Source organism: Arthrobacter sp. 01L42, assembly GCF_056400005.1.
In genome coordinates this window covers 46,823-70,457 of sequence record NZ_JBFTSL010000019.1, presented here as the reverse complement: position 1 = coordinate 70,457, position 23,635 = coordinate 46,823, and the positions used below count along the sequence as shown (strand labels likewise).

Below are 23,635 nucleotides of genomic sequence, written 5' to 3'. Positions count from 1 at the left end.
CGGGCAGACGCAAGACAGGAACACGCAAGACAGGAAAACGCGTGCACAGGGTGGCAGACACTGTCCGGCTCGCGGCCAGGGTTGCCGTGCTCTCCCTGCACCGTCCGAGCCGCCCGGACCGGCGCTGGGATGCCTTCTGGCGCGGCGTGTCCCAGGGGTCCCTCCGGGAACCGGTCATTTGGGACGCAGCCCCGGGCGCCGGGAACGAAGAGATCCGGCACCACCTGCAGGTGATGGCCGGCGCGATGGACACCAGCCTTCCGGTGATCGATCTCGGCTGCGGGAACGGCACCATCACACGGCGGCTCACCGCCATCTTCGCCTCGGTCCTCGGCGTCGACGTCTCACCCCAGGCCGTGGCAGCCGCGCATTCCGCGCAGCCGCAGGTCGCGGGCCTCAGTTTCCGGAGCCTGGATGCCACGCAGCCGGCCGCGGCGGCTGCGCTGGCGCGCGAACTCGGCGACGCCAACGTCTTTGTCCGCGGCGTGCTCCATGTCCTCAGCCGGCGTCGGCAGGCATGCCTCGCAGGCTCCATCGAAGCGCTCCTGGGCACCCGGGGCAGGATCTACCTCGTCGAAACGAACGTCCCGGGCGGCGCCCTGAGCTACCTGAGGGAACTCGGCGCCACCGGCAAGCGGATCCCGGGACCGCTCCGCCAGGCCATAGGCTCGTTGCCGAAACCGGGCCACTTCGGTGCCGGGCAACGCTCCCGCGTGTTTCCCCCGGACCGCTGGACCCTCATCGCGGAGGGACCCACCGTCCTGAAGACGGTGCCGATGGAGGCCGGTGGACCGCCCAGCAACATTCCCGCGTATTGGGCGGTCCTGGCCCCGGGGCCTCAGACCTCCGGGAAGGCATCCACCCGCTGGTAGTCGCGCGGGACCACGACCATGGGAACGGGGAGCGCCCGCAGCACCTTGAAAGCCGTGCTGCCAATGAACAGTTTGTGCTTCTCCGCCAGGCGGGAGGACCCGACGATCATGACCTCGCCGTCGTCCCATTCCAGGTCATCGATCGCTTCCTCGATCGTGCGGCCGTGGGCGACCTCCACGCTGACGTGGTGGCCCTCCGGCAGACGGTGCGCGGCGGCAGCGAGGACGGTGTTGGCGTGGATGTGGGCGGCGTTGACGTTCTCCCCGCCGTCCCCCTCGACGTCCAGTTCCACGAGGGAAACCAGCCGAAGCGGCACCCCGCGGCGCTCGGCGGATTCGATCGCGACGTCGATCGCCGCCTCCGCTCCGACGCGCTGGCCCACCGCGAGGGTCAGACGCGTGATGGCTTCGGTATGGCGGTAGCCGCGCGGCGCCAGTGCCACCGGAACCGGGGCAGCGTGCAGCAGGGCGTTGGCCACGTTGCCCACGGTATGGCGCTTGAACAGGCCGCTGCTGGCGGCACCCACAACGATCAAGCCTGCCCTGTACTCGAGTGCGGCCTCAATGAGGCCGGCCGCGAACGATTCGGCCTGTCGGACATGGAAGTGCGCCTCCAGCCCCTCAGGGACCAGTTCCATTCCCTGGCGTTCCGCTGAGCGGATCTGCTGCTCCGCGGCGCTGACCTGGTTTCCTTCCGGATTCATCGCCACATAGGGCGTGTGCCGATCCACCACATAGACCAGGTCGAGATGCGCTCCCTGCGCGCGGGCCATGGCTGAGGCCAGGGCAACGGCGTCCGCACCACGTTCGGTGGGTGTATAGCCGACTACGTATCGCATGTATGAACCCCTTTTGGGTCTGGGGCAGATGCCAGCTGCGCCCCGGGGGTTCCGGGCGACGTCGGCCGGTCTGCGTTCCTGCAGTGGATAGGAACGACTCTAGTCCAGCGGAACCTCAAAAAGGTGGTGACTTATTACCCTGACCAGCACAATCTTCCGGACCTACGCTGGAATGGTCGAGGGGAGCGCACCATGGACGCCATTCGCAACGGACGGACGCGGGCCGCGGGACTGGGAACCCTGACGCTCCTGCTGGTCCTGACTGCCTGCACGCCGCCGGCCCCGCAGCCCTCCGCCGGCAGCCAGCCGCCGTCGCAGTCCCCGACCGCCTCCGCCGGCCCGACCGCCAGCCCGTCGCCGTCGGCAACCGGGGATGCCGACGAAACGGCACCGCCGCAACCAGGCGACAAGGTGATCTCCTCCACGGTCACTCACGACTGGTCCGTGCCGGGGCCAACCACCCCGTTCCATACGGACCACAAGAACCCTGTGCCGATCGCGCCCCCGCCGGCGGCACCGCTGCCGACGCTGGCCGCCATCGGCGCGGGCCAGCACCCCTCCGACGCGCCGCCGTACGACCAGTTGAGCTTCCGGTTCACCGGTGGCTTCCCCAGCTACGACGTCGAAATGGTCCCCGAACTCGTCGACGACGGCAGCGGCCTGCCCATCCCGATGCCCGGCACGGGAACCCTCCTCGAGGTGACCTTCCGCGGGGCCCAGTCACACACCGCGGACGGCACGGCCAGCACCGTGACCAGTGCGCCGCCGCCGGCAATCGGATACCAGGCGCTCACCAGCTACGCGCCGGCCGGGGACTTCGAGGGCGTGCTGAGCTACGGGATCGGCGTCGGCCGTCCGATGGGCACGATTCCGGAAACGAAGGTGCGGGTCACTGAGGTGGAGAAGATCGAGCAGGGCCAGCACCTGTACGTGGTGGCGATCCAGCTGGACGCGACCGCCTGGAAGTAGGACCGGATGCAGGGCCCGGATGTAGGGCCGGAGAACCAAGGCCCGGATGCAGGGTCGGAAAAGCCAGGCCGGAAACAGCGGAGGAGCCACGGACATGGTGTCCGCGGCTCCTCCGCTGTGTCGCCCGTTTTCGGGTAGCGCCGGCTCGCCGGGAAAGGATCGCCTTCCCGGCAGCTCATTGGGCCTTGGGCTAGGCGTTGGCCTTAATGGCCGCGGCCAGGACCCCGAGGCCGTCCAGCAGCAGCTCGTCGCTGATGACCAGCGGCGGCAGCAGCCGGATGACGTTGCCGTAGGTGCCGCAGGTGAGGATGATGACACCCTCCTTGAGGCAGGCTGCGGCGACGGCCTTGGTCAGCTCCGGGTTCGGCTCCTTGGAACCGGCCTGGACGAGTTCAATGGCCAGCATGGCGCCGCGGCCGCGGACGTCACCGATCACCGAACCGTCAGCAAGCTCAGCGGCGAGTTCGCGCAGCTTGCCGAGGGCGATCTCTTCAATGTGCTTGGCGCGGCCGTTGAGGTCGTACTGCTCCATCGAGCCGATCGCCGCCAGCGCTGCTGCGCACGCCACCGGGTTGCCGCCGTAGGTGCCGCCGAGGCCGCCCGGGTGGACGGCGTCGAGGAGATCGGCGCGGCCGGTGATGGCGGAGAGCGGCATGCCGCCGGCGATGCCCTTGGCCATGGTGATGATGTCCGGGACAACACCTTCGTGGTTCACGGCGAACCATTCACCGGTGCGGCAGAAGCCGGACTGGACCTCATCGGCGATGAACACGATGCCCTTGTCCTTGGCCCAGTCCGCCAGCGCGGGCAGGAACCCGTCGGCGGGGACAATGAAGCCGCCCTCGCCCTGGATCGGTTCGATGATGATCGCGGCAACCTGCTCGCCGCCAATCTGCTTCTCGATCATGGTGATGGCGCGCTTGGCAGCCTCGGCACCGGTGATCTCCGGGTTTTCCTCGCGGAACGGGTAGCTCATCGGCATGCGGTAGACCTCGGGCGCGAACGGGCCGAAGTTGGTCTTGTACGGCATGGCCTTGGCGGTCAGCGCCATGGTCAGGTTGGTGCGGCCGTGGTAGGCGTGGTCGAACGCGACGACGGCGTCCCGGCCGGTGGCCAGGCGGGCCACCTTGACGGCGTTTTCGACCGCCTCGGCGCCGGAGTTGAACAGCACCGTGCGCTTTTCGTGGTCGCCCGGGGTGAGGCGGTTCAGCTGCTCGGCAACGGCGACATAGCCCTCGTACGGCGTGACCATGAAGCAGGTGTGGGTGAAGTGCTCCACGGCTTCCTTCACGGCGCCGACGACGGCGGGGTCCGAGGCGCCGACGCTCGTCACGGCGATGCCGGAGCCGAGGTCAATGAAGGAGTTGCCGTCGACGTCGTGGATGATGCCGCCGTCGGCGTCGGCCACGAAGACCGGGACGCTGGACGCGACGCCAGCGGCGACGACCGCCTTGCGGCGTTCGGTCAGGGCAACGGACTTGGGGCCCGGGAAGTCGGCCTGGACGCGGCGCTTCTGCTCGAGCCGGTAGGTGATGTCATGTGCGGTGGTGGTCATGGGAAGGCCTTCCTAAGCGTGCGGTTGAGGCGCGCGAGTTATGCGTCAGGTTGAGGTAGCAGCGTTATGCGACGGCGTTATGCATCCGCGTTATGCGTCGAGCGCACTCATGACGTGCTTGATGCGGGTGTAGTCCTCCACGCCGTACATGGACAGGTCCTTGCCGTAGCCGGACTGCTTGAAGCCACCGTGCGGCATTTCGGCGGTGAGGAGAATGTGGGTGTTGATCCAGACTGCGCCGAAGTCGAGGTCGCGGCTCAGGCGCATGGCGGTACCGTGGTTCGTCGTCCAGACGCTCGAGGCCAGGGCGTAGTCGACGTCGTTGGCCAGTTCCACGGCCTCGTCCTCGGTGCTGAACTTCTGCACCGTGATGACCGGGCCGAACGTTTCCTTTTGGACGATGTCATCGCTCTGCTTGGCGCCGGTGACGATGGTGGGCTCGAAGAAGAAGCCCTTCTCGCCCGCGCGGTGGCCGCCGGTCTCGATCCTGCAGTTGGCCGGCAGGTGCTCGACAACTGAGGTGACAGCGTTGAAGTGGTTGACGTTGTTCAGCGGGCCGAAGTAGTTGTCTTCGTCGTTCTGCGAGCCGGTGTGCAGGGTCTTGGTGTGCTCCACCATGGCGGCGACGACGTCGTCGTGCACCGAATCCTGGACCAGGACGCGCGTAATGGCCGTGCAGTCCTGGCCGGCGTTGAAGAAGGCGAACTCGGCGATCGCCGCGGCGCTCTTCTTGATGTCGGCGTCGGCGAACACAATGGCCGGGGCCTTGCCGCCGAGTTCCAGGTGGGCGCGCTTGAGTCCCTTGGCGGCACCCGAGGCGACAGCGATGCCGGCGCGGACGGAACCGGTGATGGAGACCAGGCCGGGGACCTTGTGCTCGACCATCATCGCGCCGGTTTCGCCGGTGCCCAGGACAACGTTCAGGACGCCGGCCGGGAAGATCTCACCGGCGAGCCGGGCCAGCACCAGGGTGGATTCGGGGGTGGTGTCCGAGGGCTTGAGGACCACGGTGTTGCCGGCGGCCAGGGCGGGCCCGATCTTCCAGATGGCCATGAGGAACGGGTAGTTCCAGGGGGCCACCTGCGCAACGACGCCGATCGGCTCGCGCCGCACGTAGGAGGTGTGGCCTTCGAAGTACTCGCCGGCGGACTTGCCTTCCATGATGCGGGCGGCGCCTGCGAAGAAGCGCAGCTGGTCGGCGCCCGCGGCCACTTCCTCAGAGGCGATCAGGGAGCGGACCTGGCCGGTGTTGCGGTGCTGGGCCTCCACGAGCTCGTCACTGTTGGCCTCGACGGCATCCGCCAGCTTGAGCAGCATGAGCTGCCGCTGCCCGGGCGTGGTGTGCTTCCAGGTCTTGAACGCGTTCTTGGCTGCCGTCATGGCGGCGTCGACGTCGGCCTGCACCGAGATCGGCGCCTGCGCCACCACGTCACCGTTGGTGGGGTTCACTATGGGCAGCAATCCTGTGCCGGCGGGCGTGACAAACTCGCCGTTGATGAAGTTCTGCAAGGTTTGAACCACGGTGTACAACCTCTTTCTTACTGCCAATGACGGATGTGTGACTGGTCACGAGCCTATGCCAGCAGGCCAAGGCAGGGAATAGGCACCTGCACACCATCCCCGCAGAACTTTAGTGCGCTTGACCAGCACCCGGCTATCCTGAATCCATGGCCATTTCACTCGCAGCCCTACTGGGAGTTCCGTCCCTGAATCTCACCAAGGCCGGACTCGCCGAAACCACCTGGCACCAGGACATTCTTTGGGTGGCCGTCACCGAACAGGAGGATCCGCAGCGGTTCCTCAATGGCGGCGAACTGATCCTGACGACCGGTATGCGGCTCAAAAGTGCCGCGGAGCAGCGCCGGTTTGTGCGTCAGGTCCAGCGGGCAGGCGCGGTGGGCATCGGGTTCGGGGTCGGCCTGACGCACGACGCCGTTCCGCCGGCCCTGATCGCCGAAGCCAACCGGTGGGGCCTGCCCGTGGTGGAAGTGCCCTACGAGACACCGTTCATCGCGATCGGAAAGCTCGTGGCCGACGCCCAGTCCGCGGACCACCTGGTCAAGCTTGAGCGGCTCATCGCCGGGCACCAGATCCTGGCCCGCGCCCTGCTGACGGGCGGCGGCCTGGCCGAGCTCCTGAAACACCTGGGGTCGATGCTGCGCACCGAGATCGTCCTGACCCAGTTCACCGCCCAGCTGTACAACAGCGTTGCGGGCCACCCGGCGCCCAAGGCCGAGGGCTGGGCGTCCTATCCCATCCCCACGGGACGCCGCGATGCCTGCACCCTGTGGGTGAAGCAGCCGTTCGAGGACACGGGCATCGTGGGTTACGCCCAAAACCTGATCAGCGTTGAGCTCAACAACATGGTCAAGCAACGGCAGGCGCAGCGGGCGCTGGCGGGCCAGGTCCTCGACGACGTTATCCACGGGACGCTGGAGGCGTCCGAAGCCACCCGCCGTCTGGCCGGCGTCGGCATCAACAGCACCCGCAAGAACGTGGTCCTGCTCGCCGAATCGGCCGCCCACCAGAAACAGCTGGGAAGCTCGTCGCTGCCCCAGCCGCTGGCTGCGGCGGTCGGCTCCGTCGTCGGGAAGGACCTCGTGGTGGTGGTGGCCGACGACGGCAGTGGCGCGAGCGCCCTTGCCCGCAGCCTCAGCGACCACCTCGCCGAGGCCGGGATCCATGCCACGATCGGCATAGGCGGGGCGTACACCAAGCCCAACGGCCTGCGCTGGAGCTATTTCGAGGCCCGCGACGCGGCCAGCCACGGGCTGCCGGTCAACGAGCCCGAGCGGCTGAGCCTGACCTCGCTGCTGCTCGCGAGCGAGGACGTTCCGCTGGCGGACATGGCCAACGAATCACTGAACCCGCTGCGGGCCTTCGACGCGGCGCACGGCGCCGAACTCATGGCCACGCTGGAAAGCTACCTCGGCAACAACGGCTCGGTGGCGGCCGTCGCCGAGGAACTGACGCTGCACCGCAATACGGTCCGCTACCGGCTGGCGCAGATCACCGAACTCACCGGATACGACCCCGCGCAGACAGCGGACCGGGTGCAGCTCTGGCTCGCGCTCGCGGTGCAGCGGCTCAGCGCCCGGCACCCGCGCTGACCGCGCTGACCGCGCTTCCAGTCCGGCCCGCAGGCAACGCGGGGTCACTTAGCGCCCATTGAGCGGCCCGGGATGGGCGCTAAGTGACCCCGCGTTGCTTTCTGTCACCTGCAGAGATATTCGCCACTAAAGGCTGAGTCTCAAACATCAAACGTCTAACCTTTAGCTATGGCTAGCAGCACGGCGGTTTCCGCACTTTCCCAGACAGCTCCACCCGGCGCGGTCCGCCCGCGGGGCGTGATCGTGGCCGGCGTCGTGGCGCTCGTGCTCATTGGGCTCAACCTGCGTGCCGGCATCACCGGCGCCGCCGCGCTTTTCCACGACCTGCAGGCTGTCCTGGGCTACGGCCCGCTGATCGCAGCGCTGCTCCCCTCGATCCCCACGCTGTGCTTCGCGGTGGCCGGCGCTGCCACGTCCTGGCTCACCCGGCAGCTGGGGCTGGAAAAGGCCATCCTGCTCTCCCTCGTGATGCTGGCGGCCGGTCTGCTGCTCCGCGGCGTCCCGTCCACCGGGATGCTCCTGGCCGGCACCGTGGCGGGGATGTCCGGGCTGGCCATCTGCAACGTGGCCATGCCCTCTTTCATCCGCGTGCACTTCGCGGACCGCACGTCCCTCATGACCGCCGTCTACACGCTGACCATGACCACAGGCGCCACTGCCACCGCCGTGCTGATCGTTCCGGTGGCCCAAGCCCTGGGCTCGCCGTCGGCGGGCGTCGGCGCGATCGGATTCCTGGCCCTGGGGGCGTGCCTCGGCTTCCTCCCGATCGCGGTGCACGCCCACCGCAACGCGTCCCCCGGCAAGGCCGCCCGGGTCTCGCCATGGCCCCTGCTGCGGACCCGCACCGGCGCGATGATCACGCTGGGCTTCACAGTGCAGGCACTCCTGGCCTATGCCGTGCTCAGCTGGTTCCCCTACATGCTGGCCACCATGGGCCTCACCGCCTCCGACAGCGGGCTCATGTTCGGACTCATGCAGCTCGTCTCCGTCCCCGCCGGCATGGTGCTGGTGGCCATCGGCTCACGCCCCCGGATGCTGCGGACCGCGTTCTATCTGGCCACCGTGACCATGGCCCTCGGGGTCCTCTCGATGCTGGTCGTGCCGACGGACTGGGCTCCTCTGACCGCGGTGCTGCTGGGATTCGGACTCGGCATTTTCCCGCTGGTCATGGTGATGATCAGCCGCAGCGGCCGCACCACGGCCGAGACCACCGCACTGTCCACTGTGGCCCAGTCCGCCGGGTATCTGCTGGCGACGCTCGGCCCGTTCGGCATGGGCCTGTTGCACAGCGCCACCAATTCCTGGACGCTGCCGTTGGCCCTGCTGCTGGCCGTGGCCCTCGGCCAGATCGCGGTGGGCCACCTGCTCTCGGCCGGACCGAAGGAGCTGCGGGCCAAGGAACTGGCAGCCAAAAAGCTGCGGCCCACCGCCCCGCACGCCCCGGAAGGAACCCGGCGATGACACTCACAACTTCGCACCGGCCACCGCTGGCGGAGGAAATCACTGCCAAGCTGCGGGCCCTGATCCACTCGGGCGAGTGGCCGCTGCAGCAGCGCATTCCGGCCGAACCTGAGCTGATGGCCGCCTTTGGGGTCTCCCGTGGCACTCTGCGTGAGGCCATCAAAGCGCTGGCCCACAGCGGAATGCTCGACGTCCGCCGCGGGGACGGCACGTATGTCCGCGCCACGAGCGAGATCGCAGGCGCCACGCAGCGGATGTATGAGGACCACTCCCAGGAGCACATCCTCGAGGTCCGGGTCGGGCTGGACACCCAGGCGGCCAGGCTCGCTGCACGCCATGCGACAGCCGACGACCTCACCGCCCTGCGCGGTTTGCTCACCGCCCGCCGTACCGCCTGGCTCGCCGAGGACTACGCCGCGTGGGCCCGGGCAGACTGGGACTTCCATGCGCGCGTGGCGGAGGCGTCCGCCAACCCGCTGCTGCATGAGCTGTATGTCAGTTTCGGCAGCGTATTCCACAACGACCTGCTCCGCCAGCAGCGTCGGGGAGGCTTCAACGGCCTGCCGCACGAGGGCCACGACGAACTCGTGGCCGCAATTGCCGCCCGCGACGAGGCGGCCGCCGTCGAAAGCGTCACCCGGAATCTGAATTCCTGCGCGGAATGGCTCCAGGATTAACCCAAGGCTTTCCCAAGGTGCGCGGAAGATGCTCTGTCTCAGTGGCGGCCGCCACCCGCGCACCGGCCTCGCGGCCAGGCGGGTTTCCGTCATCATCGGCGGCAGCGCCGAGCCCGGACGGCCGGCCCCTGCGCCCAGCAGCAGGGGCCGGCTCGGCCGAGACACCCGGTTCCGCCGCCGCCCATTAGGGTCTTAGTGCCGTAGACCGGACCCGAGCCGCGGTCAACACTAAGAATGGCAGGACGCCGCACGAGGGTGCCCGCGACAAGTGCAGCTGCGCCCCAGTCCCGGGCCGGGGTGCCGGTCTCGTTGGATGACAGTCTCGCCGGTGTCGCAGTGTTGTGGTTTACCTCAGCAAGTACGTCGCGAGGAGGTCGATGGTGGGCAAGAAGAAGAAAAAGTCCAAGGGCTCCGACGCAGAGGACGAGCGCGCCGGAAAGAAGATGCCGCGCAAGAAGTACGAAGCGGAGATGGAGGTCCTGCAGGGTGAACTGGTCGCCATGCAGGAGTGGGTGAAGTCCACCGGAGCCAAAATCTGCATCGTCTTCGAAGGCCGCGACACGGCCGGCAAGGGCGGCACGATCAAGCGCATCGTCGAAAGGGTGAGCCCCCGGGTGTTCCGCGTGGTCGCGCTCCCCACACCGACCGAGCGGGAGAAGTCGCAGATGTACCTCCAGCGCTACATGTCTCACTTCCCGGCGGCGGGCGAGGTGGTCATCTTCGATCGCAGCTGGTACAACCGTGCGGGCGTCGAGCGGGTGATGGGTTTCTGCACACCGGACCAGACCCAGAGGTTCCTCGACATGACCCCGATGGTGGAGAAGGCGATGGTCGACTCCGGGATCATCCTGCTCAAGTACTGGCTCGAGGTCAGTGCTGACGAGCAGACCAGGCGGCTCGAGAGCCGCATGGACGACCCCCGCAAGACCTGGAAACTCTCTCCGATGGACCTGAAGTCCTACAAACGGTGGTACGACTATTCCCGGGCCCGGGACGCCATGTTCGAGGCGACCGACACCGCCTGGGCACCGTGGTACGTCGCGCACAATGACATCAAGAAGCGCGGCCGGCTCAACGTCATCAGCCATATTCTCAGCCAGGTGCCCTACGAGCCGTACCCGGGGCTCGACGTCGAGCTCCCCAAGCGCCAGAAGGCCGGCGATTACACCGAACCGGCACTGGCCGTGCGGCACATCCCCACCCCGTTCTAAGCAGCGCCCCGGCGATGAGGAGGAAGTCATGAGCGACGATCCCGGAGCAGTAGCTGGGGTGGCCCCGGCGGAGGCTGACGCGAGCTGGTACGCGCTGGCACCGGCTGAAGTGGCGGCCGAGCTGAAGGTGGATCCGGCTGGCGGGTTGAGCACGGGAGAGGCGCAGCAGCGGCTGCAGGAGTACGGCCCGAACGCCCTGGCCGCCGCTAAGCAGGAGCCGGTATGGAAACGGTTCTTCAAGCACTATCAGGACTACATGCAGATCGTCCTTGTGGTCGCCGCCCTGGTCAGCTTGCTGATTGCGGAATACGGAACCGCCATTGGGCTTGCCCTGCTGACGCTGTTCAACGCGTGGCTGGGGTACCACCAGGAGGGCAAGGCCGAAGAAGCCGCCGCCTCCCTGGGGCAGATGATGAAGGCTATGGCCAAGGTGCGCCGCGACGGTGACGTTGTGGAGCTCCCCGCCGAACAGATCGTCCCCGGCGACATCGTGGTGGTCGATGCCGGTGACCGCGTCCCCGCCGACGGCCGGATCATCCTGGCGGCAACCCTCCAGATCGAGGAGGGCGCCCTGACCGGGGAGAGCGTCGCCGTCGAGAAGGACACCGAGACCATCGGCCGGCACGACGTCGGCATCGGCGACCGCCTGAACATGGCGTTCATGAACACGAACGTGACGCGGGGCCACGGCGAAATCCTCGTCACCACCACCGGCATGGGCTCGGAGGTCGGCCACATCGCCCACATGCTGTCCGGGCAGAAAGTGGAGAAGACCCCGCTCACCAAGCAGGTGGACCGGCTCACCATCTTCATCATTATCGCGGCCCTCTTCGCGTTTATCGCCATCGTCGTGATGGGCCTGGCCTCCGGCGAGTCCTTCGCGGTGCTCTTCGGAATCGGTGTGGCGCTGGCAGTCGGCTCCATCCCGGACGCGCTGCCCGCCGTCGTCACCACCATCCTGTCCGTCGGGTCGGTCAATATGGCCAAGAAGAACGCCATCATGAAGGTCCTCCCTGCGGTCGAGACTCTGGGCTCCACCTCGGCCATCAATTCGGACAAGACCGGCACCCTGACCCTGAACCAGATGACGGTCCGCGAGATCACCACAGTGCAGCACCACTACACCGTCAGCGGTGAGGGCTACAGTTTCGACGGCCAGATCCAACGGACCACCGGGGACGCCGAGCGGGACCTGGACTACGTGATGTTCTCCTGCGCCTTGTGCAACGACTCCGATATCAACGACGGCGAGGTGGTCGGGGACCCCACCGAGGCGGCGCTCTACGTGCTCGCGCAGAAAGGCGGCGTGGACGTCAGGGAATTCCGCCGGAACAACCCACGCGTGGCGTCGGTGCCGTTCGATTCCGACTACAAGTTCATGGCCACGTTCCACCGTATGCCGGGGGCCGATGGCAGGCCCGTGATCCGGGCCTACGTGAAAGGGGCACCCGACGTCCTCCTGAGCAGGTCCTCGTTCGGCCGGATGCCGGGCGGCCACGCCGAGCGCCTCACTGACGAAATGCGGGGCAAGGTGCTTGCCGAGAACGAACGCATCGCCAGCCAGGGCAGGCGGGTGCTCGCCCTGGCGCAGCGCGAGTTCGACCCGGCGACGTTCCAGCCTTCGGGCGACCTGATGGCGCTGATGCAGGGTCTGGAGATTTCGGCGCTGATCGGCGAGGTTGACCCGCCGCGCGCCGAGGCGGTGGCCGCCATCGCCAAGGCAAAGCACGCCGGCATCCGGGTCCGGATGATCACCGGCGACCACGCCGTCACCGCTGCGGCGATCGCCGACGAACTGGGCATCAGAGGCCGCGCGGTGACCGGGGCCGAGTTCGCGGCGATGAGCGACGCGGAGGCCGACAGCCAGGTGGACGGGATCGGCGTGATCGCCCGTGTCGCCCCCGAACACAAGGTCAGGCTGGTCGAGGTGCTCAAGCGCAAGGGCAACATCGTGGCCATGACCGGCGACGGCGTGAACGACGCGCCGGCCATCGCGGCCGCCGACATCGGGATCGCGATGGGCATCACCGGCACCGACGTCGCCAAGGGCGCGGCCAAGATGATCCTGGCCGACGACAACTTTGCCACCATCGTGGCGGCGGTCGAAGAGGGCCGGCTCGTGTACGACAACCTGCAGAAGTTCATCCGGATCCAGGTCGCCAACCTGTTCATGTTCATTCTGGCGTTCATCGGATCCTCGGCCTTCGCCATAGCCGGCACGGCCCTGCTCAGCCCGGCCCAGGTGCTGTGGATCCACATGGCGATCGTCGCCCCGATTGGGGCGGTGATGGGCCTGGATCTCGCGACGCCGGGCATCATGGACCGCAAACCACGGCCCTTCAACCAGCCGATCCTCGTCCGGTCGATGATGGTGCGCCTGTTCGTCGTCGGGCTTTTCATGGCGGCCGCGACGCTGATCCTCGTGCAGATCGGCAAAACCACCTACGGATCACTGGAGGTCGGCCAGACCATGGCCGTGGTGGGGCTGGGGCTGATGAACATCTTCGTGGCGCTCAATCTGCGTTACCCGACCGAGAGCGCCTTCGGGCCCGCCACGGTGTCCAACCCGAAGCTGCTCTGGGCGTTCGCGTGGGCCGTCCTCGGCTCGATGCTGATCACCCAGATGAAGGTGATGCAGGACCTGTTCGGCACGCTGCCGCTTTCCGGCCAGCAGTGGCTGCTCTGCCTGGTGCCGGGCGTGGTGCTGCTGTTCCTCGGTGAAATCTTCAAGATCATCCTGCGGGCCCGGCAATCGAAGGGCCGGACCGCAGTCCCGGCTCCCCCCGTTCCGGCGTGAGAGTGCTGTTCCGGCGAGAGTGCGACTGCCACTGTTGAGGGCCGGAACGCGAAGTTCCGGCCCTCAACAGTGGCGCATACCGGCTGTGCCGGGGCTAGCGGACGAGGCCCTTCAGTACGTTCTTGGGCCGCTGCATCTCGCCGTGCTTGGCGCCGAGCACGATCACCCAGCCGGCGAACACGGGGATGGTCCACTGCAGGATCTTCAGCTGCTGCTGCGCGGAACGGAGTTCCTCGGAGGCACCCGGCTTCGGCTCGGTGGCACCCTTGGCGCCCTCGGCGGCCAGCTTGTCCACCTTGGCTCCCTGCAGGCCCGCGTACAGGGTCACAGCGGCACCGGCGAGGGTGACGACGGACTTGTAGACGCTCAGGCGCGTGACGCCGTCCTGCTTGGCCATCCGCCCCTTGTTCTCCCACATCACGGCGAGGCCCGAAAGAAAATGCGCCCCAAACGCCGCCGCCTGGTACGGCGCCCACTTCTTCCAGCCCAGGCTTGAGAGGCGGGTACGTTCCGCAGGGTCCTTGGCAGCAGCCGTGGCACCGTTGAGCCCAATGGCACCCATCAGGGAACCGCCGAACCAGGCGGCTGCCGTCAGGTCGTGAATGGATCGGGCAACAAGATTACCTGCCATGTTGAGCTTCCTATCATCTGTCTTCGAATCCGAATCGCAGGGGGCAGCAAGGCTGCCGGTCCGCGGCATGTCCACGAGCGGGGCCATGACCCGGCTATGGTAAGCACACTTACCAAAAACGCGGTAGTCCAAGCGGATGTCACTTCGCCGCGCGTAGAATCGGCGCCATAGGCACACCGCCGTAAGGCACAACACCGGCACACCGCCGTAGGCACGGCACCGTTCCACCGGACCAGATGAGGAATAGCCGCATCACCATGGCAGAAGAAGAGTCCGGGATCGAAGCCGCCATCGGCGACGCGTTCGACACCGCGGAGGCGGCGTCGAACAGCACCGCGCTCGACGTCGTCGCCCGTTCCGGATTCGCGGTGATGGCACTGCTTCATATCGTGATCGGGGCCATCGCCGTCGCTCTGGTCCTGGGCGCGCCGGGCCAGGCCGAACCCACCGGCGCCATCGAACAACTCGCTGCCAACCCCTGGGGTCCGGCGGTGATGTGGGCGGCCTGCATCGCCTGCGCGGGCCTCGCGCTCTGGCAGCTGAGCGAGGCGACGCTCCGGGGCCGCCACCTGCCGCGCCGGGAGCAGCTGGGCAAACTCATTTCCTCCGGCTTCCTTGCCATAGCGTACGGGAGCGTCGGGCTGAGCTTCGCGGGCTTCGGGCTCGGCCAGCGCGGCGATTCGGGCGACTCGACCCGGGATTTCAGCACGGCCCTGATCCAGTCACCGTTGGGGGTTCCGGCCCTGGTCGGCCTCGGGCTCACCATCATGGGAATCGGCGTGTATTTCATCGTCAAGGGCTTCGGGAAGAAGTTCAAGGAGGAATTGCAGCATTTCGAAGGGACCCGCCGCGGCAAACTGATCAGCGTGCTTGGCGTCACCGGCCACGTCTCCAAAGGGCTGGCGCTGATCCTGACCGGGCTGCTCTTCGTCGTGGCCGCGGCGACCAACAATCCCGGTTCCTCCACCGGCCTGGACGGCAGCCTCAAGGCGCTCCGGGACCACCCCTTCGGCCCGTACCTGCTCCTGGCAATCGGGGCCGGGTTCATTGCCTACGGCGTGTTCGCGCTGGTCCGGGCGCGTTTCGGCCGGATGTAGCCGCCGCCCTGGGTGGGGATTTTCTTGTTTGGCATCTGCCCGCGGGACTATCGTGGAGCTACCCCGGGTCGGGCTGGGACGGCCACCGGCGCCAGGTCTCGCAGAGGTATGGCATGAGCTACGTTCCGGTGAGCAGACGCACCCTCCGACGGCACCGTGAATCTGAGCGGTCCACGCGGCGGCTCGTAGCCGCCCTGTCCGCCGCGGCCGCCGCGGCCTGGCTGCTCTCGGTCACGTTGTCCACTGCGGTCCACGTCGACACCTATGTCCACCACATCGCCGTCGTGCTGCACGTGCTGTCGATGGTGGTGGCCTTTGGCGCCGTCGTCCTGATGGACTGGCACGGCTTCCTGTGGCTGATCGGCAGACGCGACCTGGCCGAAACCATCAGGCTCGACGGCGCGGCGACACCGCTGATCTGGGGCGGCCTGGCCGGCATGCTGGCCACGGGCGTGTTCCTGAACCCGCACCTGAGCAACCCGATGACGGACCTCAAGCTCGCCGCCGTGCTTGTGCTCAGCCTTAACGGGATCATGCTCATTCCGCTCATGCGGCGGCTGGCCAGGCTGACGCCCGATGCCTCGTTCAAGGACCTGACCGCCGGGCAACGGGTCCATCTGCTGCTGTGCCTGGTGATCTCGCAGCTGTGCTGGTGGACGGCGATTGTCATCGGGTTCATCAACGCCGAGTTCTGAGGTGCCGCCGGGCCGCGCCCGGGAACTAGCCGGCGGCCTTCCGCAGCGGCACCACGTCGCCTTCCTGGTACAGCAGGGCGCGGATCTCGGACTCGGCGGAATCCAGCCGCCTCGGGTCGATCGTTTCCCCGGCCGCGAAGTGGTCCAGCAGCCGGGGATCCACGTAGCTTTTCCGGGCGATCGACGGTGTGTTGCCCAGGACCGCGGCCGCGTCCTGCATGGCCTGGCTCACCGCGCTCTTCCGGGCCGAGACCTTCGTCTGCGGGCCGCTCTGCGCCAGGCTGACCGCTGCCGCCACCGTCCCCCGCAGGGTGCGGAAATCCTTCGCGGTGAAGTCCTCCCCCGTGCGCTCCTTGACGTACTCGTTGATGTCCGCGCTCGACACCGGATGCCAGCTGCGGCCATCCTTGTAGGCCAGCAGGCGGGCGTTGCCGCCGCGGCGCTTGAGCTGGCGCACGACGGCGGCGAGGTCGGCGTCGTCAATCCGCGACTCCCAGGTCTTGCCGCTCTTGGCCGGGAAGCTGAGCCGGAGTTCGTCCTTGCGCACCTTGACGTGGGCGCAGAGCAGGGTGGCGAGGCCATGGCTGCCGTTTTCATTGGTGTAGCGCTCCGAGCCGACGCGCAATGATCCGCTGTCGAGCATCCGAAAGGCGGCCGCCAGCACGCGTTCCCGCGTCAGCCCCTCGGAGCGCAGGTCCATGGTCACCAGGCGGCGTGCGGTCGGCAGGGTCTCAGCCAGCTGGAGCGAACGGTCGAACTTCAGCCGGTCCTTCCGTTCCCGCCAGCTCGGATGGTAGATGTACTGCCGCCGGCCCACCGCGTCCACTCCCGTGGCCTGGATGTGCCCGTTGTCGTACGGGGCAATCCAGACGTCGGTCCAAGCCGGCGGGATCCCGATGCCCTCGAGCCGTTCCCGCACGGGGCCCGGCGGCAGGGTGGAGCCGTCCAGGTCCTTGTAACTGAACCCGGTCCCGGCGGGGACCCTGCGGTATCCGCGGCCGGACGCGTTGCTGTGGCGGAGCCTCATTGGCCGGCCCTGGGCGAGTGTTCATCCATGACGGTAAGCCTACTGACTACCGCCCAGGTTTCCACGTAAATCAAACAACGCGGGGTCACTTAGCGCCCATAATCCCTTCCGGGATGGGCGGGAAGTGACCCCGCGCTGGTCTGCGTCGTTGCTCTGTGTTGCTATGTGTTGCTCTGTGTTGCTCTGTGTTGAGGCTAGACCTCGACGGCGGCGCCGCGGGAGATCTCCACCATGTCCTCGCGGGGCACAACCTTGATGCGCTCGCGCTGGACGGCGACGCCGTGCGACCCGCCGGCAGCGGTGGCCTTTTCACCCAGGGCGCGCTCGTGCTCGTCCAGGGCCAGCCAGCCTTCCCAGCTGGTGTACTCGACGCCGCGGCCCGCCAGGAGCTCGACGATCGCCTCGGGGGCGGGCGCCGCGGCCAGCGGCAGGTTTTCGCGGTCCTCAAGCAGGTAGGTCACGGTTTCGAGGGCGTCACCCTTGGTGTGGCCGATCAGTCCCACCGGACCGCGCTTGATCCAGCCGGTCGCGTAGATCCCCGGCACGTGGGTGCCGGCGGCGTCCAGGACCCGGCCGCCGTCGTTCGGGACGACTCCCTTGCTGTGGTCGAACTCGACCTCGGGGAGGGCGGAACCGAAGTAGCCGATGGCGCGGTACACGGCCTGGACCGGGTACTCGACAAACTCGCCCGTGCCGCGGGCGTTGCCGGTGCCGTCCAGTTCGGTGCGCTCGAACTTTATCCCGGCGACGCGGCCGGGCGCGTCGGCGCCGTCGGTTTCTTCTCCGTAGATCTCGACCGGGCTGTGCAGGAAGTGCAGGTGCAGCCGGCGGGACGCGGTGAGCTCGGAGAGGTCCTCGGGCTGTTCGGCGATCCAGTTGGTGAGCGTGCCCACCATGGTCTTGGTCTGGTTGTTGCTCTGGATCTGCCGGTCCGATTCGGCGTCGAACTCGAAGTCCTCGGCGTAGAGGATGATGTCCACGTCCTTGGAGTGGGAGAGTTCGCGCAGTTCCAGGGGCGTGAACTTGACCTGGGCGGGCCCGCGCCGGCCGAACACGTGCACGTCCGTGACCGGCGAGGACTTCAGCCCGGCGTAGACGTTGTCCGGGATTTCGGAGACCAGGAGATCGTCGGCGTGCTTGGAGAGCATGCGGGCCACGTCGAGGGCCACGTTGCCGTTGCCGATCACGGCGATTTCCTTGGCCTCCAGCGGCCATTCGCGGGACACATCGGGGTGCCCGTCGTACCAGGACACGAAGTCGGCGCCGCCGTAGGAGCCCTCGAGCTCGATGCCGGGGATGTTGAGGTCCGCATCCTTGATGGCGCCGGTGGCGAAGATGACGGCGTCGTAGTGGGTGCGGAGGTCATCGATGGACAAGTCCGTGCCGTAGTCCACGTTGCCGAAGAACCGGATGTCGCCGCGGTCCAGGACCTTGTGCAGGGCGTTGACGATGCCCTTGATGCGGGGGTGGTCGGGGGCCACGCCGTAGCGGATCAGACCGTAGGGTGCCGGGTAGCGGTCGAAGAGGTCGATGCTGACGGTGAGTTCGCCGCTCTTGACGGCCTCGCTCTTGGTCAGGATGTCCGCGGCGTAGACGCCGGCGGGACCGGAGCCGACGACGGCGACGCGCAGCGGGCGGGCGGCGGTTCCTACGGGGGTGCTAGTTGACACGGCTGTGTTCCTTTTTCTGTCACGGCCCAACTGACTCGCAGCTAAGGCCGTTATGAGGGCTCAAAACGGCTTCTGCTGCGAGCTAGTTGGGTGGGGCTACGGGGTCAGTACGCGGGTCTTGGTGGTGCGGGGAGCGTTCGGGGAGGTGGTGCTGTAGTCCGCGGTCTTGAAGTGCGACGGCGCGAACGGGCTGACGCGGACCACGTCGCCGATCACGATCACGGCGGGATTCGCTACGCCTGCGGCCTCCGCCTGGTCCGCGATGGTCCCGAGGGTTCCGATGGTCACCCGCTGGTTTGGCAGGTATCCATTCTCTACGATGCCAACAGGCGTCTGAAGAGGCAAACCGGCGCGGGCCAGGGAGGCTGCGGAATCGCGCAGCTGGCCCACACCCATGAGCAGGATCACAGTGTGGTCGGCACGGGCCGGGACTTCCGAGAGTTCCTCATGGCCGGTGACCACACTGAAGCCTTTGGCCAGCCCGCGGTGCGTGACCGGGATGCCGGCGGCGGCGGGGACGGAAATGGCCGACGTGACGCCGGAAACCACTTCGACCTCGACGCCGTGCTGCCGGCAGAATTCGGCTTCCTCGCCGCCGCGGCCCAGGACGTAGGGGTCGCCGCCCTTGAGCCGGACCACGCGGTGGCCCTGCAGGGCTTCCTCGACCAGGATCCGGTTGATTTCGGATTGCGGCACCGGGTGGTGGCCGGGGGTCTTGCCGACCTCCACAATGCGGACGTCGGGGGCCAGTTCGGCCAGGAGTTCACGCGGGCCGAGCCGGTCCGCCACCACGACGTCGGCCTGGCCAAGGAGCCGGCGGCCGCGGACGGTGATGAGTCCGGTGTCGCCGGGACCGCCGCCGACGAGGGCCACGGATCCGGGAGTTGCCCCCGTGCCGGAAACTCGGTGCCGGCGCAGCGGCAGGTCTCCGGTGGCCAGGGCGGTGGCGACGGCGTCGCGCAGGGCCATGGCGCGGCGCGGGTCTCCGCCGGCGTTGACGGCGATCTTGACGTCGTCCACCACGGCGACGGCGGGCGTCCAGGCGGCGGAGGCTTCGTGGTCGGAGGCGTTGACGCACCAGATGCGCTGCGACTCGGCGTCGGCGGAGACCTGCGCGTCCACGGCGGCGTCGCCGGTGGCGGTCTGGACGAACCAGACGCCGTCGACGTCGGACCGCCGGTACGGGCGGGGCTCCCAGTTCAGGAGGCCGGCGTCGGCAAGTTCAGCGAGCGCCGGGCAGGCGGCCGGTGCCACGACGGTGACGCGGGCTCCGGCGTCGAGCAGCCCCTTGGTGCGCCGGGCGGCCACCGGGCCGGCGCCGACCACCAGCACGGGACGGCCGAGGAGGCGCAGGGCCGTGGGGTAAATGTCCTGAATTGCCATGCATCGACGATAGGGCGGCGTCACATAGCGGAACAACGGTGCGGCAACACCAGTTCACGCAAGGTAACGCCGCGTCACATAATGGCAATCGCCGCTCCTGATCTGCGGCGGCCGGGGGCACCCCTATTTCACGGCGATGAGTTCGATCAGCTTGATGTCGGGATCCTTGGCGAGCATGGCGGGACCGTGTTCGCCGAGGGCGGCGGGGATGGCGCCGCTGAGGTGGGCCTGCCGGTCCTCCTCGGTGTCGAAGGTGTCGAAGATGCCGAAGGTGTTCTCGTTGACCCGGAAGGCATACCAGGTGCGCGTTCCGGGCTCGTTGAGCACGATTTCGCGCCCTCCGTTCAGGAAGTCCCAGACGTCCTGTTCCTTCCCCGCTTTGGCTTCGACCAGGGCCAGCACGCCAAATTTTGCCGCCACAGCGACCTCCTAGGAATCGGGCTTTGCATCAGCCGTGGAAGGGGCCGCAACCCGGCCTCTAGGCGTGAGTGTAGGCCCGTGCCTGTACCCGGGCAAGGAGCCATCGAAAAAGCAACGCGGAGTCACTTACGGCCCATAAACCAATGGATTATGGGCCGTAAGTGACCCCGCGTTGCTTTGGAGGAGCTGGGGGGCTTGCCTAGCGGGTGCTGCCGGCCAGGAGGCCGCGGCGGCGGAGCAGCCGCTTTTCAATCGGTGCGAACACGAGCAGCTCGATCAGGATTCCGACGGCGAGGATCAGCAGGATGGCGGACATGACGATGGTCATGTCGGACAGGACGCGGCCCTGGTCCAGCATGGAGCCCAGACCGAAGCCGATGGTGCCGCCGACTGCGATGATTTCCGCCGCCATGAGCGAGCGCCAGGAGAACGCCCAGCCCTGTTTGAGACCGCCGAGGTACCCGGGCAGGGCCGCCGGCAGGATGATCTGCAAGGCCAGCTGGAGCCGGGACGCACCCAGGACCTTTCCGACGCTGCGGTACTGCGGCGGAATCTGGTCCACACCGGAGATCAGGCCGTTGATGATCGAGGGAATCGCACCCATGAACACCACGAAATACACGGTGGCATCCGTGATCCCAAACCAGAGAATAGCGGCCGGCACCCAGGCCACCGACGGCAGGACCTGCAGCCCGGAGATCAGCGGCCCGAAAGCGCGCCGCAGCGGTGCCACCTGGGCCAGCACGAGACCCACCGGCGTCGCGATCACCACGCTGATCAGGAAGCCCACGACGCCGCGCTGCAGCGAGGTCCAGACGGCCTCTTGAAGCTTGCCCTCCCCCCACAGGGTTCCGACCTGGCCGATGACATCCAGGGGGCCGGGCACGACGTCGCGCCGCTTGAAGCCGAGGGAGACGTACAACTGCCAGAGGATGATCAGCACCGCGAGCGCGGCCACCGGCAGCAGGATCCGGCTCCAGTCGATGCGGACCTTGCGGATGGAGTCTGACTGCAGGGAGTCGAGGCCCGCTTCGAGCTCGCGGAGGTCTTCCTTGCCGGTGGAGGAACGGGTCAGGGCCGCGTGGACCTTGCGGGTCTCCACCGGCGCTTCCGCCACGGGAAGCTGGTTACTTGGCATGGCGGCGGATCTCCTCGCGTAGCCGGGCGGTGATTTCGCCGGTGAGCTGGCCGGCCAGTCCGGCGTCGGTGCGGTGCTCTTCGCTGACGTGCCATTCCCGCACCACGCGGCCGGGCCGGGAGGAGAGCAGCAGGACGCGCTGGCCCAGCCGGACGGCCTCGCGGACGTTGTGGGTGACAAAGACGATGGTCCGGCCGGTTTCCTTCCAGATCCGTTCCAGCTCGTCATGGAGCAGGTCCCGTGTAATCGCGTCCAAGGCCGCGAACGGCTCGTCCATGAGCAGCAGCTGGCGGTCCTGGGCCAGCGACCGGGCGAGGGAGACGCGCTGGCGCATCCCGCCGGAGAGCTCGTGGGGCCGTTTGTCCCCCGCACCGCCCAGGTGCACCAGGTCCAGCAGCTCCCCCGCCCGGACCCGGCGGTCGGCTTTCCCGACGCCGCGCAGCTTCAGGGCCAGCTCGATGTTCTCCCGCGCGGTCAGCCAGGGAAACAGTGCCGCGTCCTGGAACATGAAGGCGGCGCCGTCGCTGGGCACTTCCAGGGCGCCCGACGTCGGGGCCTCCAGTCCCGCCATGATGTTGAGCAGGGTGGACTTGCCGCAGCCGGAGGCACCGAGCAGGGCGACAAACTCGCCCTGCCCGATGGTGGCGTTGACGTCGTCCAGCACCGGGGCGCCGGCGCCGAAGCGCTTGCCCAGGTGTTCCAGTACGACTGGCATGGTCTGGTCCTTACTGTTGTGGCGGATGGCTGGGGGCCCGGGCGCTAGTCCTTGCCGAGCCCCTCGGCGGAGATCTTCTTGCCGGCACTCTCGCTCAGAACGCTGTTGAGCGCCGTGAGGTCGAAGATGCCGTTGATGTCGGCCTGCTTCGTGGTGCCGGCGTCGACGCCGTCCTGGAGCAGCTTCTTGTACGTCCCAGCGAGCGGGTCGGTGGTGAAGAGAATGTTCTTCAGGGACCGGTCGATGACGTCGGCCGACAACGCCTTGCCTGCGGCAGCCTTGAGTCCGTCGTTGAGGACGGTGGCTTTCTCGGCGGCGGGCGCCGCGTTGAGCCAGTCCACGGATTCGACATGGCCCTTCAGCAACGCCTGCACCGTGGCAGGGTGCTCGGCCGCGAACGTCTTGTTGACGATCAGGACGGTGGTGACGAACTCGCCCTTCTCCCACAGGTCCTTCTCGTCGACCAGGACCTTCGCGCCGGCCTGGAGCACCAGGCGGGAGGCCCAGGGCTCAGGCAGCCACGCGCCGTCGAGCTTGCCGTCCTGGAACAACTTGAGGGTCTGGGCGTTCTCGGTCGGGTTGATCGAGACGTCGCCGCTGCCGTCCGTGGAGGTCTTGAACCCCTGCTTGCCGAGCCAGGCGCGGAGGGCCACGTCCTGGGTGCCGCCGAGCTGCGGCGATGCGAGCGTCTTGCCCTTGAGGTCGGCCGCCGAGTTGATGCCGGGCTTGACCACCAGCTGCGCTCCGCCGGCCGCGGCGCCGGCGATGATGCTGATGGACTGGCCGTTGCTCTTGACGTAGGAGTTGATGGCCGGGTTGGGGCCGATGTAGGTGGCGTCGATGGCGCCGGCGTTCAGGGCCTCGATCGCGGCCGGGCCGGCGTTGAACACCTGCGTGCTGAGCTTGGTCGCCCCGAGGTCCTTGGCGATGAACCCCTTGTTGACACCCACCAGGGCCGGAGCGTGGGTGATGTTGCCGAAGTAGCCTAGCCTGAGTTCCGTGGCCGGGCCGGCGTCCGCCGTTGCCGCTGCGGGGGCGGTTTCGGGGCTGCGGGACAGCGAGGATGCAACTGCTGCGCCTGCGCCGATCAGGAGCACGAGGCCCGCGACCAGGGCGATCTCCAAGGTGCGCTTGCGTTTGGGTTTGCCGGTCTCGCCGGCGACGATCCGGGTGGTGCCGGGCTGTGTGCCGGGCCCGGGGTTTTCGGGGGTGTGTGACATGGGTGAAGTCCTGTTCTGGGGTGTGTGCGGAAGGGCCGGGCGGATGGTCAGCGCCGGCGACATCGCCCCTGGAAGTCCCTGCGGGGGAGGCCGGGGAACCGTTCCTGTGTCTTCATTCGTTCACCATAGGGAGTGTCATATTCGGGGT

20 protein-coding genes are annotated in these 23,635 nt (G+C 67.8%); 9 read left to right on the top strand and 11 right to left on the bottom strand.

Features of this window, described 5'->3' with window-relative positions; translation table 11 throughout:
• Positions 1–50 precede the first annotated feature (50 nt).
• Entirely contained in the window at positions 51–872 is an 822-nt protein-coding gene (locus AC1DN2_RS16815; protein ID WP_476851249.1) for a class I SAM-dependent methyltransferase, read from the top strand.
• Here the strand turns inward: AC1DN2_RS16815 and AC1DN2_RS16810 are convergent.
• Complete coding sequence (locus tag AC1DN2_RS16810) at positions 839–1,711, bottom strand: universal stress protein (RefSeq protein WP_223913727.1); 873 nt, start codon at positions 1,709–1,711, stop codon at positions 839–841. The genes AC1DN2_RS16815 and AC1DN2_RS16810 overlap by 34 nt on opposite strands.
• Before the next feature lie 192 nt (positions 1,712–1,903).
• Here AC1DN2_RS16810 and AC1DN2_RS16805 point away from each other — a divergent pair, with 192 nt between their 5' ends.
• The gene (locus AC1DN2_RS16805) at positions 1,904–2,680 is read left to right on the top strand and encodes an AMIN-like domain-containing (lipo)protein (RefSeq protein ID WP_476851248.1); all 777 of its coding nucleotides are present in this window, start codon (positions 1,904–1,906) and stop codon (positions 2,678–2,680) included.
• A 190-nt stretch (positions 2,681–2,870) separates the two neighbouring features.
• Here the strand turns inward: AC1DN2_RS16805 and gabT are convergent, their stop codons facing one another.
• Together gabT and AC1DN2_RS16795 are read right to left on the bottom strand one after the other, a co-directional pair.
• Entirely contained in the window at positions 2,871–4,235 is a 1,365-nt protein-coding gene (gabT, locus tag AC1DN2_RS16800; protein ID WP_476851247.1) for a 4-aminobutyrate--2-oxoglutarate transaminase, read from the bottom strand.
• 90 nt (positions 4,236–4,325) lie between these two features.
• Positions 4,326–5,756: a gamma-aminobutyraldehyde dehydrogenase gene (locus tag AC1DN2_RS16795; RefSeq protein WP_476851246.1), complete on the bottom strand. Its 1,431-nt coding sequence runs from the start codon at positions 5,754–5,756 to the stop codon at positions 4,326–4,328.
• Between the two features lie 146 nt (positions 5,757–5,902).
• On the opposite strand from AC1DN2_RS16795, the gene AC1DN2_RS16790 reads away from it, so the two are divergent.
• From AC1DN2_RS16790 to AC1DN2_RS16770, 5 genes are all read left to right on the top strand, one after another.
• Positions 5,903–7,345, top strand: a complete 1,443-nt coding sequence (locus AC1DN2_RS16790; RefSeq protein ID WP_079550035.1) for a PucR family transcriptional regulator — start codon at positions 5,903–5,905, stop codon at positions 7,343–7,345.
• A 168-nt stretch (positions 7,346–7,513) separates the two neighbouring features.
• Entirely contained in the window at positions 7,514–8,806 is a 1,293-nt protein-coding gene (locus AC1DN2_RS16785) for an MFS transporter (RefSeq protein WP_476851245.1), read from the top strand.
• A complete protein-coding gene (locus AC1DN2_RS16780; RefSeq protein ID WP_476851244.1) occupies positions 8,803–9,483 on the top strand; it encodes a FadR/GntR family transcriptional regulator in 681 nt (226 codons plus the stop codon). Before AC1DN2_RS16785 ends, AC1DN2_RS16780 begins: the two co-directional genes overlap by 4 nt.
• A gap of 341 nt (positions 9,484–9,824) precedes the next feature.
• Positions 9,825–10,694, top strand: a complete 870-nt coding sequence (gene ppk2, locus AC1DN2_RS16775; protein WP_476851243.1) for a polyphosphate kinase 2 — start codon at positions 9,825–9,827, stop codon at positions 10,692–10,694.
• Positions 10,695–10,722: 28 nt separating this feature from the next.
• A complete protein-coding gene (locus AC1DN2_RS16770; RefSeq protein ID WP_476851242.1) occupies positions 10,723–13,491 on the top strand; it encodes a cation-translocating P-type ATPase in 2,769 nt (922 codons plus the stop codon).
• A gap of 94 nt (positions 13,492–13,585) precedes the next feature.
• Here AC1DN2_RS16770 and AC1DN2_RS16765 read toward each other — a convergent pair whose 3' ends face one another.
• Positions 13,586–14,122, bottom strand: a complete 537-nt coding sequence (locus AC1DN2_RS16765) for a hypothetical protein (protein ID WP_476851241.1) — start codon at positions 14,120–14,122, stop codon at positions 13,586–13,588.
• Between the two features lie 257 nt (positions 14,123–14,379).
• On the opposite strand from AC1DN2_RS16765, the gene AC1DN2_RS16760 reads away from it, so the two are divergent.
• Both AC1DN2_RS16760 and AC1DN2_RS16755 read left to right on the top strand, forming a co-directional pair.
• Positions 14,380–15,219 (top strand): DUF1206 domain-containing protein, encoded by an 840-nt coding sequence (locus AC1DN2_RS16760; protein ID WP_476851240.1) that lies wholly within the window; start codon positions 14,380–14,382, stop codon positions 15,217–15,219.
• A 113-nt stretch (positions 15,220–15,332) separates the two neighbouring features.
• Entirely contained in the window at positions 15,333–15,914 is a 582-nt protein-coding gene (locus AC1DN2_RS16755) for a hypothetical protein (protein ID WP_476851239.1), read from the top strand.
• Between the two features lie 25 nt (positions 15,915–15,939).
• Here AC1DN2_RS16755 and AC1DN2_RS16750 read toward each other — a convergent pair whose 3' ends face one another.
• The 7 genes from AC1DN2_RS16750 to AC1DN2_RS16720 all read right to left on the bottom strand — a co-directional run bounded on the left by AC1DN2_RS16750 (position 15,940) and on the right by AC1DN2_RS16720 (position 23,487).
• On the bottom strand, positions 15,940–16,941 hold the full coding sequence (locus tag AC1DN2_RS16750; RefSeq protein ID WP_476851238.1) for a DNA topoisomerase IB: 1,002 nt from the start codon (positions 16,939–16,941) through the stop codon (positions 15,940–15,942).
• Positions 16,942–17,135: 194 nt separating this feature from the next.
• A complete protein-coding gene (locus AC1DN2_RS16745) occupies positions 17,136–18,611 on the bottom strand; it encodes an FAD-dependent oxidoreductase (protein ID WP_476851237.1) in 1,476 nt (491 codons plus the stop codon).
• Between the two features lie 96 nt (positions 18,612–18,707).
• Positions 18,708–19,994 (bottom strand): uroporphyrinogen-III C-methyltransferase, encoded by a 1,287-nt coding sequence (cobA, locus tag AC1DN2_RS16740; protein WP_476851236.1) that lies wholly within the window; start codon positions 19,992–19,994, stop codon positions 18,708–18,710.
• Between the two features lie 123 nt (positions 19,995–20,117).
• Complete coding sequence (locus tag AC1DN2_RS16735; protein WP_476851235.1) at positions 20,118–20,414, bottom strand: putative quinol monooxygenase; 297 nt, start codon at positions 20,412–20,414, stop codon at positions 20,118–20,120.
• Positions 20,415–20,613: 199 nt separating this feature from the next.
• Positions 20,614–21,552: an ABC transporter permease gene (locus AC1DN2_RS16730; protein ID WP_143264635.1), complete on the bottom strand. Its 939-nt coding sequence runs from the start codon at positions 21,550–21,552 to the stop codon at positions 20,614–20,616.
• Positions 21,542–22,267: an ABC transporter ATP-binding protein gene (locus AC1DN2_RS16725; RefSeq protein WP_018775157.1), complete on the bottom strand. Its 726-nt coding sequence runs from the start codon at positions 22,265–22,267 to the stop codon at positions 21,542–21,544. The genes AC1DN2_RS16730 and AC1DN2_RS16725 overlap by 11 nt, the downstream gene beginning before the upstream one ends.
• A gap of 44 nt (positions 22,268–22,311) precedes the next feature.
• Complete coding sequence (locus AC1DN2_RS16720) at positions 22,312–23,487, bottom strand: ABC transporter substrate-binding protein (protein ID WP_476851234.1); 1,176 nt, start codon at positions 23,485–23,487, stop codon at positions 22,312–22,314.
• Between the last annotated feature and the right edge of the window lie 148 nt (positions 23,488–23,635).

What these genes read in the sequence shown, in the direction of transcription:
- AC1DN2_RS16810 (WP_223913727.1), bottom strand. Translation starts at nt 1,711, where the DNA reads ATGCGATACGTAGTCGGCTATACACCCACCGAACGTGGTGCGGACGCC.
- AC1DN2_RS16805 (WP_476851248.1), top strand. Translation starts at nt 1,904, where the DNA reads ATGGACGCCATTCGCAACGGACGGACGCGGGCCGCGGGACTGGGAACC.
- gabT (WP_476851247.1), bottom strand. Translation starts at nt 4,235, where the DNA reads ATGACCACCACCGCACATGACATCACCTACCGGCTCGAGCAGAAGCGC.
- AC1DN2_RS16790 (WP_079550035.1), top strand. Translation starts at nt 5,903, where the DNA reads ATGGCCATTTCACTCGCAGCCCTACTGGGAGTTCCGTCCCTGAATCTC.
- AC1DN2_RS16785 (WP_476851245.1), top strand. Translation starts at nt 7,514, where the DNA reads ATGGCTAGCAGCACGGCGGTTTCCGCACTTTCCCAGACAGCTCCACCC.
- AC1DN2_RS16780 (WP_476851244.1), top strand. Translation starts at nt 8,803, where the DNA reads ATGACACTCACAACTTCGCACCGGCCACCGCTGGCGGAGGAAATCACT.
- AC1DN2_RS16770 (WP_476851242.1), top strand. Translation starts at nt 10,723, where the DNA reads ATGAGCGACGATCCCGGAGCAGTAGCTGGGGTGGCCCCGGCGGAGGCT.
- AC1DN2_RS16765 (WP_476851241.1), bottom strand. Translation starts at nt 14,122, where the DNA reads ATGGCAGGTAATCTTGTTGCCCGATCCATTCACGACCTGACGGCAGCC.
- AC1DN2_RS16760 (WP_476851240.1), top strand. Translation starts at nt 14,380, where the DNA reads ATGGCAGAAGAAGAGTCCGGGATCGAAGCCGCCATCGGCGACGCGTTC.
- AC1DN2_RS16755 (WP_476851239.1), top strand. Translation starts at nt 15,333, where the DNA reads ATGAGCTACGTTCCGGTGAGCAGACGCACCCTCCGACGGCACCGTGAA.
- AC1DN2_RS16750 (WP_476851238.1), bottom strand. Translation starts at nt 16,941, where the DNA reads ATGAGGCTCCGCCACAGCAACGCGTCCGGCCGCGGATACCGCAGGGTC.
- cobA (WP_476851236.1), bottom strand. Translation starts at nt 19,994, where the DNA reads ATGGCAATTCAGGACATTTACCCCACGGCCCTGCGCCTCCTCGGCCGT.
- AC1DN2_RS16730 (WP_143264635.1), bottom strand. Translation starts at nt 21,552, where the DNA reads ATGCCAAGTAACCAGCTTCCCGTGGCGGAAGCGCCGGTGGAGACCCGC.
- AC1DN2_RS16725 (WP_018775157.1), bottom strand. Translation starts at nt 22,267, where the DNA reads ATGCCAGTCGTACTGGAACACCTGGGCAAGCGCTTCGGCGCCGGCGCC.
- AC1DN2_RS16720 (WP_476851234.1), bottom strand. Translation starts at nt 23,487, where the DNA reads ATGTCACACACCCCCGAAAACCCCGGGCCCGGCACACAGCCCGGCACC.